The sequence below is a fragment of the Achromobacter sp. genome, from assembly GCF_032102605.1.
Lineage (GTDB): Bacteria > Pseudomonadota > Gammaproteobacteria > Burkholderiales > Burkholderiaceae_B > Achromobacter.
The window spans coordinates 203,143-219,218 of record NZ_DAMDGT010000005.1 but is presented as its reverse complement, the minus strand read 5'-3'; the positions used below and the strand labels follow the sequence as shown (position 1 = coordinate 219,218).

Annotated in this window: 12 protein-coding genes; 3 read left to right on the top strand and 9 right to left on the bottom strand. The window is 65.1% G+C overall.

The genetic code is table 11. The features are described 5' to 3' along the window. Nucleotides 1–26: 26 nt before the first annotated feature. From RT614_RS13770 to RT614_RS13755, 4 genes are all read right to left on the bottom strand, one after another. Nucleotides 27–1,994 (bottom strand): 3-hydroxyacyl-CoA dehydrogenase NAD-binding domain-containing protein, encoded by a 1,968-nt coding sequence (locus tag RT614_RS13770; RefSeq protein WP_313622668.1) that lies wholly within the window; start codon nucleotides 1,992–1,994, stop codon nucleotides 27–29. Continuing rightward, complete coding sequence (locus tag RT614_RS13765) at nucleotides 1,991–3,283, bottom strand: acetyl-CoA C-acetyltransferase (RefSeq protein WP_313622667.1); 1,293 nt, start codon at nucleotides 3,281–3,283, stop codon at nucleotides 1,991–1,993. Before RT614_RS13765 ends, RT614_RS13770 begins: the two co-directional genes overlap by 4 nt. A gap of 12 nt (nucleotides 3,284–3,295) precedes the next feature. Beyond that, a complete protein-coding gene (locus RT614_RS13760) occupies nucleotides 3,296–5,641 on the bottom strand; it encodes an acyl-CoA dehydrogenase (RefSeq protein WP_313622666.1) in 2,346 nt (781 codons plus the stop codon). 69 nt (nucleotides 5,642–5,710) lie between these two features. Continuing rightward, nucleotides 5,711–6,394 (bottom strand): TetR/AcrR family transcriptional regulator, encoded by a 684-nt coding sequence (locus RT614_RS13755; RefSeq protein ID WP_313622665.1) that lies wholly within the window; start codon nucleotides 6,392–6,394, stop codon nucleotides 5,711–5,713. Between the two features lie 377 nt (nucleotides 6,395–6,771). Here RT614_RS13755 and RT614_RS13750 point away from each other — a divergent pair, with 377 nt between their 5' ends. From RT614_RS13750 to RT614_RS13740, 3 genes are all read left to right on the top strand, one after another. Next, entirely contained in the window at nucleotides 6,772–8,373 is a 1,602-nt protein-coding gene (locus RT614_RS13750) for a hypothetical protein (protein WP_313622664.1), read from the top strand. A 563-nt stretch (nucleotides 8,374–8,936) separates the two neighbouring features. Next, nucleotides 8,937–9,686, top strand: coding sequence for a response regulator transcription factor (locus tag RT614_RS13745; protein ID WP_313622663.1), 750 nt, complete (start codon nucleotides 8,937–8,939; stop codon nucleotides 9,684–9,686). Nucleotides 9,687–10,043: 357 nt separating this feature from the next. Continuing rightward, a complete protein-coding gene (locus RT614_RS13740; protein WP_313622662.1) occupies nucleotides 10,044–10,706 on the top strand; it encodes a response regulator transcription factor in 663 nt (220 codons plus the stop codon). Between the two features lie 216 nt (nucleotides 10,707–10,922). Here the strand turns inward: RT614_RS13740 and RT614_RS13735 are convergent, their stop codons facing one another. The 5 genes from RT614_RS13735 to RT614_RS13715 are packed head-to-tail and all read right to left on the bottom strand — an operon-like array spanning nucleotide 10,923 to nucleotide 16,067. Then, entirely contained in the window at nucleotides 10,923–12,194 is a 1,272-nt protein-coding gene (locus RT614_RS13735; RefSeq protein ID WP_313622661.1) for a glycosyltransferase WbuB, read from the bottom strand. Next, nucleotides 12,191–12,751, bottom strand: a complete 561-nt coding sequence (locus RT614_RS13730) for a putative colanic acid biosynthesis acetyltransferase (RefSeq protein ID WP_313622660.1) — start codon at nucleotides 12,749–12,751, stop codon at nucleotides 12,191–12,193. The genes RT614_RS13735 and RT614_RS13730 overlap by 4 nt, the downstream gene beginning before the upstream one ends. After that, nucleotides 12,748–13,635: a glycosyltransferase family 2 protein gene (locus RT614_RS13725; RefSeq protein WP_313622659.1), complete on the bottom strand. Its 888-nt coding sequence runs from the start codon at nucleotides 13,633–13,635 to the stop codon at nucleotides 12,748–12,750. Before RT614_RS13725 ends, RT614_RS13730 begins: the two co-directional genes overlap by 4 nt. 13 nt (nucleotides 13,636–13,648) lie before the next feature. Further along, nucleotides 13,649–14,779, bottom strand: a complete 1,131-nt coding sequence (locus RT614_RS13720; RefSeq protein WP_313622658.1) for a glycosyltransferase — start codon at nucleotides 14,777–14,779, stop codon at nucleotides 13,649–13,651. Further along, nucleotides 14,772–16,067: an O-antigen ligase family protein gene (locus RT614_RS13715; RefSeq protein WP_313622897.1), complete on the bottom strand. Its 1,296-nt coding sequence runs from the start codon at nucleotides 16,065–16,067 to the stop codon at nucleotides 14,772–14,774. Before RT614_RS13715 ends, RT614_RS13720 begins: the two co-directional genes overlap by 8 nt. Nucleotides 16,068–16,076: the final 9 nt, after the last annotated feature.

Here is a 16,076-nt window from a genome sequence, read left to right as displayed (position 1 = left end):
CTCTTCCACTGCCGGTCTGCCCCGGTCTAATCGGCGCGAGCCGCTTTACTGCCTTGCTGCATGGTGCTGCTTTCCTGGTAATGCAGGGGACCGCCCGTGAACGGCGCGAATCCCGTTCCAAAAATCACCCCGGCGTCGGCCAGGTCGTCATCGGCCACGACGCCGGCCGCAACGCGCTGCCGCGTCGCGTCGATGAGCGGCTGGATCAGGCGCTGCGCCAGGCCGGACGGCGCGCTGGCGACATCGGCGCCGCGCTGCTTGACCGGCTTGCCGTCGCGCCAGGTGTAAAAGCCCTTGCCGCTCTTCTTGCCCAGTTCGTTGCGGGCCAGCCGGTCGGCCAGGCAACGAGGCGGCTCGGCGCCGCCGGCAAGCTCCTGGCCCGCTGCGCGGGCGATGTCCAGGCCGACAGTGTCCGCAAGTTCCAGCGGCCCCATGGGCATGCCGAACGCCACCATGGCGGCGTCCACGGTTTCGGGCGCGACGCCTTCGTCCACGCTGCGCATCGCCTGCAACATGTAGGGCGCCAGCACCGCATTGACGAGGAAACCGGGCGCGCTCTTGACCGGCAGCGCAAGCTTGTCGATCTGGCCGACAAAGGCGCAGGCACGGGCCGCGGCGGTGTCGTCATCGCCCTCTGCATGCACCACCTCGACCAGCGGCATCTTCGCGACGGGATTGAAGAAGTGGATGCCCACCAGACGGTCCGGACGCGCCAGCCCCTGGCGAAGTGTCTCGAGCGACAGGCTGGACGTGTTGGTGGCCAGCAGCGCGCCCGCTTTCATGCGCGGTTCCAGCGACTGGTACAGCGCGCGCTTGGCCTCGGGCTGTTCGCTGATGGCCTCGATGACGATGTCCGCCAGCGGGACACCGCCGCCGGCCGTGTCCGGCACCAGCCGGTCGAAGGCGGCGCGCGCCTGGCGCGGGTCTTTCAGGCGCCGTGCGTAGAGGTCGGCGGCGCGCTTGATGGCGGGCGCGATGCGTGCCATGTCCTGGTCCTGCAGCGTGACCGTCATGCCCTTGAGCGCGCACCAGGCCGCGATGTCGCCGCCCATGACGCCGGCGCCCACCACGTGCACGTGACGCGCCGGCGTGACGCCGTGCTGTTTGCCATTGGCTTTCAGGCGCTCTTGCAGGCGGAACACCCGCAGCAGGTTTCGGGCTGTGCCGGACGCGATGATGCGATCGATGAGTTCGGGCGCCTTCAGGGCGTTGCCGCCGTGTTTTTCCCAGATGTCGACGATGGCGGGCGCGGCGGGGTAGTGGCCCAGGGGATCCTTGTCAGCGATCTGCTTGCGGGCCCGGTTGGCCACGATCGATTTGAGCGGCCAGCGGTTCATCAGGCCGCCAAGACCGCGCGCGCGGCGTGGCGGCTTTCGGGACAGGACGGTCTGGCGCGCGGCCGCCAGCAGCAGGCGGGCCGGCACGCGCGCGTCGGCCAGGCCCAGCGACGCCGCGCGGCGCGCGTCGGCCGCGCGGCCGGTCAGCATCATGTCCAGCGCGGCGGGCGCGCCGATCACCTGGGGCAGGCGCAGCATGCCGCCCCAGCCGGGGAAAATGCCCAGCATGACCTCGGGCAACGCGAGCGATGTGCCCGGTTGGTCCGCCACCAGGCGGTAGCGGCACGCGAGCGCCAGCTCCAGGCCGCCGCCCAGGCAGTGGCCCTGGATCAGTGCCAGCGTCGGATAACGCACGGCGGCCAGGCGGTTCATGAGATTCCATCCGCGGGACACCAGGGCGCGTCCCTGTTCGGGCGTGTCCAGGCTGGCGAATTCGTTGACGTCGGCGCCAACGATGAAGCCGGTGGTCTTGCCGGATTGGATGATCAGCCCCTTGGGCGGTTCGGCGTCCAGCGCGTCCAACACGACCACCAGTTCCGACATGGTGTCGGCCGACAGGGCGTTCACGGCGCTGCCCGCGCGATCGAACGTAAGCCAGGCCAGGCCGTCCGGCTCGCGGTCCAGGCGCCAGTGGGAAAGCGTGTCCAGTGTCGTCATGGGCGGTCCTCGTCCAGGGTTTCAACCAGCATCGCGCCGCCTTGACCGCCGCCGATGCAGATGGCGGCCATGCCGCGTCCGCCGCCGCGGCGCTTGAGGGCTGCAAGCAGGTGCAGCACGATGCGGGCGCCGGATGCGCCTACCGGATGGCCAATGGCGATCGCGCCGCCGTCGACGTTGAGCCGGGCCGTGTCCAGGTCGCCCCAGGCCGGCGTGCCGAAGTTTTCCTGGCAGTAGGCTTCGTCGCGCCAGGCGGCCAGGCAGCCTAGCACCTGGGCTGCGAAGGCCTCGTTGATTTCCCACAAGTCCAGATCGTTCAGGCCCAGGCCATGGCGCTGCAAGATCGGCGTGGCGGCATGCACGGGACCCAGCCCCATGATGGCGGGATCAAGGCCCGCCCATTGCGCATCGACGATGCGGCCAACGGGGCGCAGGTTGAACTTGCGCACGGCCTCTTCCGAGGCCAGCACCAGCATGGCGGCGCCGTCCGTCACCTGCGAACTGTTGCCCGCCGTGATGTTGCCCCAGGGCTTGTCGAAGACGGGCTTGAGCTTGCCAAGTTTTTCCGGCGTGGAGTCCTCGCGCACCCCGTCGTCGTCGGCGTACAGCTTGCCCTGCGTGTCGATCAGCGGCGTGATCTCGGGCATGCCGGCTGTCCGGGCGGCAAGCGCGCGCTGATGGCTGCGGGCCGCGTACGCGTCCATGGCCGCGCGATCGATGCCGAACATCGTGGCGACGTTTTCGGCGGTCTGCCCCATCGACAGTCCGACAACCGGGTCGGTCAGGCCCTTGAGCAGGCCGATGACGGGCGCCAGGTTCTTGAGTCGGAACCCGCGCATCGCGGCGAACTTTGCGCCCACGCCGCGCGCGGCGTACCAGCGCGACAGCCAGCGCACCATGTCGTCGGAAAACAGCACGGGCGCGCGCGAGAGGGCGTCCGTGCCGCCGGCCAGCACCAGGTGCGAGCGGCCCGACTGGATGTTGACGATGGCGGAATCCAGCGCCTGCATGCCTGATGCGCAGTTGCGCATGACGGTCCATCCGGGTACGCGGTTGCCGCAACCCAGGCGTAACGAAATCACGCGACCGATGTTCACTTCGTCTGGCGATGGCGCGGCGCAGCCCACGATGACCTCGTCCAGGTCCGTGGGCGCATAAGGCTGGCGCAGCAGCAGTGCCCGTCCGGCCTGCACCGCCAGGTCCCCGGCGGAGAAGGGGCCGGGGCCCGTGCGGGCCTTCAGGAAGGGCGTACGCGAACCATCGACGACGTATACCGGTTTGAATGCCATCCGTTCCCTCCCTCAGGCGACCTTGCGTTGGGCCGTGGGCGTGTCCGCGTCGGCGGCGCCGAGGTCAAAGGGGAAATCATCCACTTTCACCACGGTATCGCGCAAGCGGTTGCGGCGCTTGACCACCGCGTATTCCTCGGCGGTGATGCCGCCGGTGGTGACCGCGGCATCGGCGATATCGCGCACGTTGGCTTGCGGATTGCCATCCAGCGCGCCGCGCTTTTCAAGTTCGCGGATCTTGGCCTCGATGGGTTCGGCCTCCAGCGTGGCGGCCAGCGCCTGTTCGATCGCGCCGACGGGCTCGTCGGCGGTGTCGGGCAGGTGGCAGCCGGCCGTCAGACGGTCGCGGGTCGCGCTGGGGCTGATGAGCAGCCGGGCGACATCCTGGCCTAGGCGGTCCGAGGGCTGGACCTGGCTGTGGCCCCACGGGAACACGATGCGCCGCAGTATCCAAGCGACGGCGCGGTTGGGGAAGTTTTCCAGCACGCCATCGAAGGCTTCTTGCGCCTTGAACAGCGCGTCCTGGATGGACCAGTGCGCAAGCGGTGCGTCGGCCGCCTGGCGGCCTTCGTCTTCGAAGCGCTTGAGCGTGGCGCTGATCAGATACATCTGCGACAGCACGTCGCCCAGGCGCGCCGACAGGCGCTCGCGGCGCTTCAGGCTGCCGCCCAGCACCAGCATGGACGTGTCGGCCATCAGCGCGAAGGCAGCCGAATAGCGGCCAAGCGACTGGTAGTAGCGCTTCATTTCAGGTGCGACGTCGGCATTCACGGCGACCAGGCGGGCGCCCGTCAAGGACGTGCCCAGCGCGCGCAGCGTGTTGCCGGCGACAAAGCGCACGTGGCCCCAGAACGCGCTGTCGAAATCGTCAAGCCCCTGCTTGCGGTCCGGCGACTGGGCGGCCTGCATTTCGGCAAGCACATACGGATGGCAACGGATTGCGCCCTGGCCGAAGATGATCAGGCTGCGCGTAAGGATGTTGGCGCCTTCGACGGTGATGCCGATGGGAATCTGCTGGTAGGCGCGGCCCAGGAAGTTGGACGGCCCCAGGCAGATGCCCTTGCCGCCGATCACGTCCATGCCGTCGTTGACGACCTGTCGCGCGCGTTCCGTGACGTGGTATTTGACGATGGCAGACACCACCGAGGGCTTTTCGCCCAGGTCCACGGCGCCCGCCGTCATGGTGCGCGCGGCGTCCATCATGTAGGTGTGGCCGCCGATGCGGGCCAGCGCCTCTTCGACGCCTTCGAACTTGCCGACCGGCATGCGGAACTGGCTGCGCACGCGTGCATAGCCGCCCACCGCGCGAGCCGTCAGTTTGGACATGCCGGTATTGGACGACGGCAGGGAGATCGAGCGGCCCGCGGCCAGGCACTCCATCAGCATGCGCCAGCCCTGGCCGGCCATCGCGGGGCCGCCGATGATGAAGTCCAGCGGCATGAAGACGTCGGCGCCGCGCGTGGGGCCGTTCATGAACATGGCGTTCAGCGGGAAATGGCGGCGGCCGGTGTCCACGCCGGGATGGTCGTGCGGCACCAGGGCGCACGTTATGCCCAGGTCTTTCTTGCCGCCCAGCAGGCCGTCGGGGTCGTACAGCCGGAACGCCAGGCCCAGCAAAGTGCAGACGGGCGCCAGCGTGATGTAGCGCTTGTCCCAAGTGACTCGCATGCCGATGACTTCGCGGCCCTGCCATTCGCCCTTGCAGACAATGCCGCTGTCGGGAATGGCGGCCGCGTCGGACCCGGCCCAGGGGCTGGTCAGCGCGAACGCGGGGACCTCTTCGCCGCGCGCGAGGCGCGGCAGGTAGTGGTTCTTCTGTTCTTCGGTGCCGTAGTGCAGCAGCAATTCCGCCGGGCCCAGTGAGTTGGGCACCATCACGGACACGGCCAGCGCCGACGACCGCGTGGACAGCTTGGTCACGATCTCGGAATGCGCATAGGCGGAAAACGCCAGGCCGCCGTATTGCTTGGGAATGATCATGCCCAGGAAGCCTTCGGCCTTCAGGTAGTTCCAGACATCGGCGGGCAGGTCGAAGCGTTCTTGCGTGACGCTCCAGTCATTGACCATGCGGCAGGCGGCTTCGGCCTGGTTGTCCAGGAAGCGCTGTTCTTCGTCGGTCAGGCGCGGCCGCGGGTAGGCCAGCAGGCGGCTCCAATCGGGGCGGCCGCGGAAGAGTTCGCCTTCCCACCAGACAGTGCCGGCCTCCAGCGCATCGCGCTCGGTGTCCGACATCTGCGGCAGCACCTTGCGATACATGTTGAAGATCGGCGCGGACAGCACGGCCCGCCGGAGCGGCCGCACGCCCAACAGGGCCGCGAGGAGCGCAATGACAACCAGCGCGACGAGGACTGCGTTCATTTTCTTGTCTCCTTGTTCTTCTGAAGGGGGGCTGACACCCGGCGTTGGCCAGGCGAGCGGGGCAGGGCGTCAGGCGCCTCCGGGATTCGCGGGCAGGCTGGGCAGCGGAGACCGCAGGCCCCCAAGCAAAAAGCTCATCAGGCGAGGCAGCAGCAGATCCCGGTTGTTGGGCTGCTCGGCGTCGTCGAAGGTCAGTCCGGTGACGGACCGAAGCAGGTCGGTGCCCATGATGGCGTACGAGGTGGCGCCCAGCATGAACTGGAAACGCCAGATGATTTCGGCGCGGGGCACGTCGGGCAGCGCCGCGAACAGCGCGTTGCGGTAGCGGTTCAGCACGTCGGTGTATTCCTCGGCGAACAGCGCGCGGATGAAGTCCGCGGGGTCGGTCATGGTGCGTTCAAGCAGTGGCAGGAAGGTGCTGCCGGCCTGCGCGGGATCGGCGGCCAGGCGCAGCAGCGTGCCGAAGAACGCATCGACGATCTGCGAGGGCTTGAGAGGCTTGCCGGCGGATTGCGCCTCGAGTTCGTCCAGAAGCCGCATGCGCTCGCGATTGAGCACTTCCAGGCGACGTTTGAGCACCGCGTGCACGAGTGACTCTTTGGAGCCGAAGTGGTAGTTCACCGACGCCAGATTCACGCCGGCTGCGCCGGTGATCTGGCGCATCGAAGTGGCCTCGTGTCCTTGTTGCGCGAACAGGGCTTCGGCGGTGTCCAGGATGGTTTCCCGGGTGGACGTGGATTTGATTTCTTGCATAAGGTTGAATTCAAACGTTTGTTTTAAAGCATTATGCGTGAGGGATGGAGGAGAAGCGAGCATCGGCTATCCCCAATAGGGTTTACCCCTAACTGAAGCGTCGGCATATCGGTAAATCAAGGATGTGCGCGCCCACTCGGCCGGACGGATGAAGACGTGCCGGGCAGATGGATGAGCGGTCTGCAATGCATGAGGTTGAGGTTTGGCCGTTCGTCCTCGGACACCGGCCCTAGGATGAATGTGCTCTGGAAGGCAGGCGGAAAACACCGCAGTATCAGCGCGAGGACATGAATGCATTGCCCCGAGTGTGTGCCTGGCGAAAGCCCTTCGCAGTCACGGCGCGGCCGGCCAATCGCCCTGAGACAGGAGCACGAGATATGAAGCGCTACAAGGTGGGACTGCTGGTTGACGGGTATGAGCAACCCGGCTGGATGCATGAGATGGTTGAGTGGCTCGTCCATAGCCAGGATTTCGAGCTGACGGCACTGTTGGTGATGAATAGCGACGGCGTCGACAAGGCGCCCCGGCTGGGGGTCAAGGCGCTGTTCGGTACGCTTTCCCGGCTGGAGGCCAAACTGCTGCCGCAGAAGCAGCGGGCCATGCTGGCATGCCGCGACATGCGCGAATTGTTGCCGGATGGAACGTCGGTGGTGCCATTGGCGCCGGGCAACGAGGATCCGCAAGCGCAGAACGAGGTCGCGGCGCTGGCCCTGGACCTGGTGATTACCTTGGGTGCGTCGCTTGCAACGCGCTCGCAGATGGCAGGCTGGGCGCCCATGGGCATATGGCAGCTGAGCTATTCCGATATTGCGGTGGCGACCAGCCGTTATGCGGGTTTCTGGGAGGTGTTCCAACGCGCGGACCACACCACGGTGAAACTCTGGCGCGTCGGCGCAAATGAAGCCGAGGACGAACTTCTGGACCAGCGCAGTTTCAACACGGAAGTGTTCTGGCTGAAGAATCAGGCCCGCGCGTTCAGTTTGGGAAACTTCATGGTGTACGACGCCTTGCAGGCGCTGGCCCGCGAGTTGCCGGGGGTTGCGCCGCCCGCCATGCAGATCATGAGCGGCCCGCGGCGGGCGGACCCGGCGGAGTGGGACAGCGCCGCATATATTGCGCGTCAGGCGTGGTTAATGTCGGATCTCGTTGTGCGGCGCGTCATGAAACGCAATATCCGATGGCGGATTGGTATGTTCCCCTCCGCAAGGCAACAGGCGGTGGTTTCCGAGGCAATGGTATTACAGCCGCCGAAGGGCAGGTTTTTCGCGGACCCGTTTGTATATACCCACGACAAGAAGCCATATATTTTCTTCGAGGATTATGATTTTACGTCGCGCAAGGGCACGATCTCGGTTGCGACCTACTCCGACGGGGCTTTCCGGCTGTTGGGCACCGCGCTGAATCTGCCGTATCACCTTTCGTTTCCGTATATTTTCGAGCACGAAGGCGTGACATACATGGTGCCGGAAACGTGTGGAAATCGTAGTATCGAGCTCTGGAAATGCACTGAATTTCCACTGAAATGGGAGCTCGACGTTAATCTGATGACGAATATATCGGCCGTCGACACCATTATTTTCAAGCACGGCGAATATTGGTGGTTATTAACAAATATCGACCGCACGGACGGCCAGAGTCACTGCGACGAGCTGTTCGCGTTTTTTTCGGATTCCCCGCGCTCGACGACCTGGACGCCGCACGCCTGCAATCCGATCGTGCGCAACCCGATGCGGGCCCGGAACGCGGGAATCGTTGTGTCGCCTGGGGGAGAGGTCATCCGTTGCGCGCAGTACCAGGGCTTCTGTCACTACGGCAAGGGGGTGTCGCTCAACCGGATCGATGAGCTGACGCCTTCCACTTACGTCGAAACCGACGGCGAAATCCACTACGCCAACTTCCTGAGAAAACGCCATGCTTCAATGCACCATTGGCATCATCAGGGTGGGCACACGGTTTTCGACTTCGCCTACATGGAGTAAATTCACCCGGCGACGGGAAAATAAAAAATGTTACCTATATTTCGAATACAGGGACTGTTCACGGGCTTAGTGTGTCCGTGGATACATATAGACAGCTTTCCCCTAAAAATCCGGCTCGTACAGGCCGCGTCAGGCAGATGCCCCGGCGCGGCTTTTTTCCGTCTGTAACACGGGCGGGCGGCCCTTTGCAGGGCTTGTTTCCGGGGCTCTTCATAGGGAAGACTACGGGTCTACCCGGGGATGCGCTGGTGAAAACCCTAGCGGCAAAAAGGACGAGGCGCGAGTCTCATCCATATTTAGGATCGTGATTAAGGCTAACGAATGATTTCTGATTTTATCGGATTATATCGCCCTGAAACGTCTTGATTTTGACAAATCCGAACCATAAGATGGGTTCATGCCATCCAATATGTTGGCTACCAAAGTCGCCCAGCCCAAATGTCCCGGTCCTGCTTCATTAGATATTCCGGGATATGCGGACCACCCCCGCGGGGCTGGATAAATAATAGTCTTCAGCACAGCGAAGATCCCTTCGAGGCCCGTCGAAAAACCGGGAGGACACCATGGCCAAGATGGTCCTGATTGAAGCCCATCCGCTACTGCGGTTGGGGTTGTGGCAGATTCTTAGCAAGTTGGATGATGTTTGGGAGATCGAGGGGATGGGCCTTGCGGACGTGTCCAAGGCCGATGGCGTCCATGCTGGCGCCGATCTCCTGATTTACGGGTTGCCTGTGGACACCGATGAGGCCTGGAGCGCCTTGCACGAGATTCAACGCGTGCTGACGCCCAAGCGGATTCTGCTTTTGACGGACGTCATGCCCTTGCCCATGCCGGTGCAAGGCCTGCCTGGCGCCAGCGTGTACGGTTGCCTGATGAAAACGGCCTCGGTCGAGATCCTCGAGGCTGCCATTCGCCTGGTCATGGCTGGCGGACAATGCTTCCCCAGCGAACAGGCCCTCCAGGCCCCCGCATCGACGGTGTGCGCCTTGCCGTCGCGGGAAGCGGACGATTCCGGCTCCAAGGGCGCCATGCCCGTCAGCGCGGGTGCGCAACTGCTCCAGATCACCCCGCGTCAATACGAAGTCCTGGTGCTGTTGGCCAGGGGCTATCCGATCAAGACCGTCAGCCGCATGCTGAACATTTCCGTGGCAACCGCCAAGACGCATGCTTGCACGCTGTACCAACGCCTGCACGTCAAGAACAAGGGCGAGGCCGTATACGCAGCGCTGCAACGCGGTGCGACGCTGGAATGGCATGAACCGAATGGTCGCGAAGTGGAAGCCGGGCAGATCTATGGGCGCAAGCTCGGGTAAGTGACGGTTTGCGCTGCCTGCCCGGCAGCCTGGAACGCCCCGTTCCGCAGCTGCCGGGTCCGCGCATAGCCAATACGGCTAAGGCATAGAAAGCAGTGTTCGAGGCGGCTGTCATTTGCCTTTCCGCCACCAATCATCCTCCTGAACGAGATTCAGCGGACGTAGCCGCTGATAGCATGGGTTGTGTCCGCAAGCATGGATTGATAGGGCGAATCACTTAGTCTCGCCACTGCAATCCAGATGAAGCGGACGGGATTCCCTTGAGCTGGCGACGCGCGTGCACCCGCGCTGCGGGCCGCGTTGCGCCAGTGACATGGGAACCGTAAGTGGGCCATGCGTCACAAGGTTCTTCCCGGGATGACAACCGTACTGATCGAAGACTACGCTCTGCTTCGTGTCGCAATTCAGCATGTGCTGGAACGTGTGCGCAATGCCGACGATATCCTGGCCATTTCGCCAGCCCACCTGCTCAATATGTCCAGCTCCATCAACCGCCCAGTGGAATTGCTGGTGATCGGTTGCAGCGGCTCGGCCGAGCAGGACATCGGGCTTTTGTCGCAGGCAATGGCCTTTTTCGTGCCCCGACTGGTGCTGGTGTTGTATTCGACGCTGGACCAGAGCGTCATGGCTGCGTGTGCACGAGCCGGCGTGGCGGGCTATCTGCCCAAGGCGTCCAGTCCGGACGCGCTGGCCGCGGCAGTCAGCCTGGTGATTGCGGGGGGCGAATGCTACCCGCAGCCCGCCGGCAGGCCGCCAACAGCCTCGCACGCGTCCGCACAGGAACTGCGCGAACTGACACAGCGGCAGGAGGAAATCCTGCAGCTGCTCGTGCAGGGCAAGACCATGCGAGAGATCGGCCAGCAGGTGGGCATATCGGTCGCCACCGTCAAAAGCCACGCTCGCACGCTGTACTGGAAGCTGAATGCGCGCAACCAGGCCGAGGCCGCGTATATCGCGGTGCAGATGGGGCTTGTCAGAAGCGCCACGGGACCGACGCCGGGCAAAGGCGACGCGAGCTGACACGAGCGGGTGTCTCGCATAAAGGCCACATGCGGACGGCGCTGCTGTCCGCATGTCGCCTTGTTCATTCTGCGGCATGAAATGCAAGGCGGCGCCACCACGCCACGCGTAGTGGACCGGCGAAGGACGCCCGCAGCAAGCCCTGTCGGATGAGCGGCGCGCCGCGGCCCCGATGGGGCGCGGCGGACTACGTGGAAGAGGTCAAGCGAAACGCGATCAGACGTCGCCTTCGCTGGCGCGCGTGCCGGCCGCGGCGGGCCGGCCCTTCGAGGCGATGATGGCGGCGAATTCGCGCTCCGCGGCGCCAAGCACGGCGTCCACGTGCAGATGCGCCAGCGCATACTGGCGCGCGGCGGCGCCCAGTGTTTCGCGGATCTGCGAGTTGTAGCTCAGTTTGCGCACGGCTTCCGCCATGGCCACCGCATCCTCTGGCGGCGTCAGCAGTCCGCAGCGCGCCACGACGTTGGCAAGCTCGGTGCCCCGGGCCGCGCCGCATACCACCGGCCGGCCGCTGGCCAGCATGCCAGTCAACTTGGACGGCATGACCAGGTCCGCCGCGCCGGCGCGTTGCGGCAACAAATGGATATCCGCCGTGCTGAGCAGCGCGCCCAGCCGCTCGGCCGGCTGCAGGTCCAGGAAGATGACGCGCGTCAGGCCCTTGCATTTTTCCTCGAGCGGCGCGCGTTCGGGGCCCTGGCCGCAGAAGATGAACCACAGCCGGTCTTCCCGGTTCAGCCGACGCGCCACGTCCGCCAACGTCTGCAGACCCTGCTTGCCACCCATGTTTCCGGAATAGAGCGCAACGATGGCGTTGTCGGGGATGCCAAGCTGGGCGCGGTAATCACCACCTTCGGCCAGCGGTGCGATTGCATTGACGTCGATCCAGTTGGGCAGCAGCACGGCGCGGCCGGGATCGACGCCTTTGGCCAGCGCCAGATCCAGCATCCGATTCGAAATGGTCGACACGCGATCGAAGCGGCGCATCAGCCACCGTTCTGCGCGCTTGACCAGCGCGCGCAGGCCCGCGCCCTTGAGCAGACCGAGTTCGAAGGCGGCGTCCACTTCGTAGTCCTGGATGTGCAGCCATGCGCGCGCGCCGCAAAGCCGCGCCGCCAGCCATGCGCCAGGCGCGCAGAACAGGGCGGGTTCCACCACCAGGATGATGTCCGGCCTGCGCACCGCGGCGCGCAGCAGCGACGGCAGGCTGGACATGGCGAAACTGGCCAGATGGAGCAGGCGCTTGGCCCCGCCCGGCTTTTCGGGCACCCACAATGGCGCGCGTCGGACCGTCACGCCGCGGCGTTGCTCCTTGGCATAGCGCGAGCCGCGGTAGCCGTCATGAATCCGCCACTGCGGGTAATAGGGCGGCGCCGTCACCACGCTGACCTCGTGGCCGCGCGCGGCGAGCCATTCGGCCAGCTCCGCGCTGTACTTGCCGATGCCCGTCAGTTCCGGCGCGTAGTTGATGCCATAAATGAGTATTTTCATGTTGGCGTCGCCGTCCGGGGGCGGATGGGACGGCAGGGGTTGCCATGGCACACCATCGCGGACGGCATGTTGCGGAACACCGAACTGCGCGCGCCCACCACGGCCTCGCGTCCGATCGTGACGCCGGGGCCCACGAATACGTCCGTCGCCACCCACGCGCCTTCCTCGACGCGCACGGCGCGCTCGCGCAGCGGAAAGTCGGGACGGCCGGCGTCGTGATCCGCCGCGCACAGGTAGCTGCGTTGAGACACCACCGCATGCGCGCCGATATGGATGGGCCCCAGGCTGTAGATCACCGCGTCGTCGCCGATCCAGGCGTAGTCCCCGATCTCCACTTTCCAGGGATACGTAACGGTGGCGGTCGGCCGGATCAATACCTTGCGCCCGACCTGAGCGCCGAAGCGGCGCAGCAGCCAGCGGCGAAAGCCATAGGCCACCTGTGGCGACCAACGGAACAGCGTTCCCTGCACCAGCCACCACAGCTGTACGGTGAGCGCGGAACGGCCTCGCTGCCCCGGCGCCAGCGCGAACTGGTCTAGCCGTTGCAGTGTGCTCATTTGGCCGCTCCCGCAACGGCGTCGCGTCGCGAAGCGGCCTCGTTGGCCTGGCGTGCCTTCAGGATCTCTTCGGTCTTGATGCGGATCTGCCAGTAGTACATGGCCCGCGCGACCGCGTAGTCGTAGCCGGCCTTGCCGTCCAGGAATCCCAGCTTGAACACGTAGGAGTGCAGGAACGAGATCGGCGCCTTGAACGGCATCGCCTGGAAAATGCGCTTGAGCAGCGCGCGTCCGCCCACGTTGGCTTCGCGCGGATCGTTCATCAAGCCCTTGGTGCGCAGGTTCGCTTCCCAATCCGAATAGCGGTTGTGCTTGTCGAAGTAGTGATAGAGCGAGTCGTGGTCGTTGTGGACCATGCGCTGGCGCAGGGCGAAGGTGTCGCCCTGGACCTGGGGCTGGTAGTGGCCTTCGACCTCCCACATGTTGGCGACGTCCAGATCGTCGTAATCCAGGAACCGGGAGCGGTCGCGCGCCAGGAGGGCCAGCTTGTAGACGCGGTGGCCATGTTCCAGCTTCTTGCCGCAGAACACGTAGTCGAAAGGCACGAAGGCGCCGCCGGCGCCGGCGGCAAAGCGCGGCAGCACCTCACGGATCTCGGCCGCAAGCCCCGGCGTCATTTCCTCGTCGGCGTCCACGTAAAGCACGACGGGATGCGTGAAGGGCAGTTGCTCCAGGCACCATTGCTTCTTCTTCGGGTACTTGCCGTCCCACTGGAAATTGGAGACGCGCGCGCCCATGGCTGTCGCGATCGAGCAGGTTGCGTCGGTGCTGTTCGAATCCACCACGAACACTTCGTCGAATTCCACCAGCGCCTTCAGGCACTTCGCGATATTGCGTTCCTCGTTCTTCGTCATCACAACGACGGAAACCGGTATCTTCTGCATGATGCTGTCCTGTTCAGGGCGTGCCGCGCTGCATGAGCGGCTGGAAGAGCTCGATAACGTTGCGGCAGTGCCGCTCCAGGGAAAAGGCGTCCGCGCGCTCCGGCCCTTCGGCCGCCAGCTTTTCGCGCATGGCGCCGTCATAGGCCAGGCGGCGCACCGCCTCGGCCAGCGCTTCGGCGTCGCCGACGGGAACCAGCAGCCCATAGCGGCCGGCGTCCAGGATTTCCGCCGGTCCGTGGGGGCAGTCCGTCGAGATCACGGGCACGCCCAGGCACAGCGCCTCCACCAGCACGTTGCCGAAGCTCTCGCGCACGGACGTAAGCGCGAAGGCGCCCGCGCCGGCGATCATCGGGAACGGATTGTCGATGTGGCCCGCCAGCGTCACCGCGCTGCGCGACGGCTTGTCGTCGATCCGCTTCTGCAGGGCGGCGTGTTCCGATCCTTCGCCCAGGATGGTGAAGCTGATGCGCGGATCATCCAGCAAGGCGGCGGCGTCGATCAGGGTGGCGTAGTCCTTGACGGCCTCCAGCCGGCCGACGGCCACGACCTGAAGGGACGAGTCGACGTCGGCGGCCGCGTGCGTCTGGGCGCCCTGGCGGCGCACATTGTCGAGCGGCACGCCGTTGTAGATGGTGTGCACCTTGCCGCGCAGGGGCGGAAACATGCTGACCAGGTCTTCCTTCACGCCGCGTGATACGCCCACCACGGCGTCGTGCCGCCGGTAGGTCTGGCTGACCAGCCAGCACTTCAGGCGCCGCATCTTGGACGCGCCGTAATGGATGGCGGGACTGCTGTGCTCGAAGGCCACGGTGCTGAACTTGCCGCGCAGGATCTTCTTGGCCAGCACGACAAGCATGTTGCACAGCAGGCCGTGCGAGCAGACGATGGCCGGCTTGTCGCGGCGTATCTGCTTGAGCAACTGGAAAAAGGCCACGGGCAGCATCAGCCGCAGCTTGGTGGGGGACTCCATGATGGGAAGCGCGCGCGTGACCTTGGGGTTGGCGATGGGGTACTCGCGATTGCGGGAGCGCAGCAGGAACAGGGCCGAGTCCACCCCCTGTTCCGGCAACGCATCCACAATGAAGGCGACGCATCTTCCGACGCCGCCGTGCAAGTCCGGTGCGACAAACAGAACATCAGGCATGGGGTATTACTCGCGTTGGCGCCCGGCGCACGACGTCCGGGCGAGGGCTGGGAACGGGCGGTTCGTTACGAGGAGGCACAGGCATGACCTGCGCATTGCGGAGCAGCGACAGGCAATAGCACAGCAGGAATCCGGTGAAGGCGGTCTTGGGCGCGTAGGCCAGGCCGCCGGACATCGAATCGATGAAGATGTAGATCGGGGCGGTGGCCAGCAGATAGCGCCTGTGCATTTCCAGGCCTGGATGGGCGTACCGCCTGAACAGCGAGAAGAGCAGGATGAGCAGGGGCGGCAGCATGATCATGATCGTGCCCACCACGCCAAACTTCATCAGGTAGAAGGCCCACGAGTTGTGCGCGAACGTGCTCAGTTCGAAGCCGTTCTCGCCCATGACCCAACTGCGGAACCCCGCGCCCTTGCCGAATACGGGGCTTTCCGCGAAGAAGTCCATCTGGCCTTCCATTTCCTGGACCCGCGCGCCGTAGCTGGAATCCTCATCCAGCCTTTCCACGCTGAAGATGCGGTTGGTCAGCACGTCCAGGTAACCGATGCTGGCGAAGATCAGCACCCCCGCCACGGCAGCCGGCGCGAAGATCATCACCGCGCGGCGCCGGATGTCGGCGCTGCCCGCCAGCATCACGGCGATGAACACTGAAATCGCAAGCTGCAGGTACTGGCTGCGGTTCAGCGAGAAGACCAGCGCCATCACCATGTACAGCGTCAGCGCATAAGCCTTGGGGCCGGATACGTTCAGCGTGCGGCGGAAATACAGCAGCGACACCACGCCCATCGGAATGGCCCAGACGCCCAGCCGCACGTTGCGCAGGGGATTGGCGACGCTGAAGCCCGTGGCCTGCTCCAGCAGCATCAACGTGGCCACCGCCAGGCAGGCCGCAACGATGTATTTCTGCAGGACCGCATAGGCTCCCGGGCTGTCGATGTCCTTGTAGCAAAGGAACGGCGTGCACAGGAAATAGAACACGATGCGCAGGTCGCGCGCGACGTCGCCGGTCTCGATCCCGGGATGGTGCATGGACACCAGCAGCAGGTAGATGACGGAGATGGCCTGGATGCCCAGAAGCATGCCCAGCGCGCCGCGCGGCAGCGCATAGGCGCCCGGATCGGCCAGGCGTAGCGCCTTCACGCCCAGCATGGCGACGAACAGCAGGTCGAAGGGCGACAGCTTGAAGCTGCCCACCCCGACGATGAACCGGTCGTCGTTCAACGCCAGGGCGGTGAACACGAACAGGCCCAGCAAATGCAGGGTGGACAGTCTGCGGCGACGCTGAATCATTGCGGC

Bases quoted from the DNA above. Each gene is read 5' to 3' on its own strand.
- RT614_RS13770 (WP_313622668.1), bottom strand. From the start codon at position 1,994: ATGACGACACTGGACACGCTTTCCCACTGGCGCCTGGACCGCGAGCCG.
- RT614_RS13765 (WP_313622667.1), bottom strand. From the start codon at position 3,283: ATGGCATTCAAACCGGTATACGTCGTCGATGGTTCGCGTACGCCCTTC.
- RT614_RS13760 (WP_313622666.1), bottom strand. From the start codon at position 5,641: ATGAACGCAGTCCTCGTCGCGCTGGTTGTCATTGCGCTCCTCGCGGCC.
- RT614_RS13755 (WP_313622665.1), bottom strand. From the start codon at position 6,394: ATGCAAGAAATCAAATCCACGTCCACCCGGGAAACCATCCTGGACACC.
- RT614_RS13750 (WP_313622664.1), top strand. From the start codon at position 6,772: ATGAAGCGCTACAAGGTGGGACTGCTGGTTGACGGGTATGAGCAACCC.
- RT614_RS13745 (WP_313622663.1), top strand. From the start codon at position 8,937: ATGGCCAAGATGGTCCTGATTGAAGCCCATCCGCTACTGCGGTTGGGG.
- RT614_RS13740 (WP_313622662.1), top strand. From the start codon at position 10,044: ATGACAACCGTACTGATCGAAGACTACGCTCTGCTTCGTGTCGCAATT.
- RT614_RS13735 (WP_313622661.1), bottom strand. From the start codon at position 12,194: ATGAAAATACTCATTTATGGCATCAACTACGCGCCGGAACTGACGGGC.
- RT614_RS13730 (WP_313622660.1), bottom strand. From the start codon at position 12,751: ATGAGCACACTGCAACGGCTAGACCAGTTCGCGCTGGCGCCGGGGCAG.
- RT614_RS13725 (WP_313622659.1), bottom strand. From the start codon at position 13,635: ATGCAGAAGATACCGGTTTCCGTCGTTGTGATGACGAAGAACGAGGAA.
- RT614_RS13720 (WP_313622658.1), bottom strand. From the start codon at position 14,779: ATGCCTGATGTTCTGTTTGTCGCACCGGACTTGCACGGCGGCGTCGGA.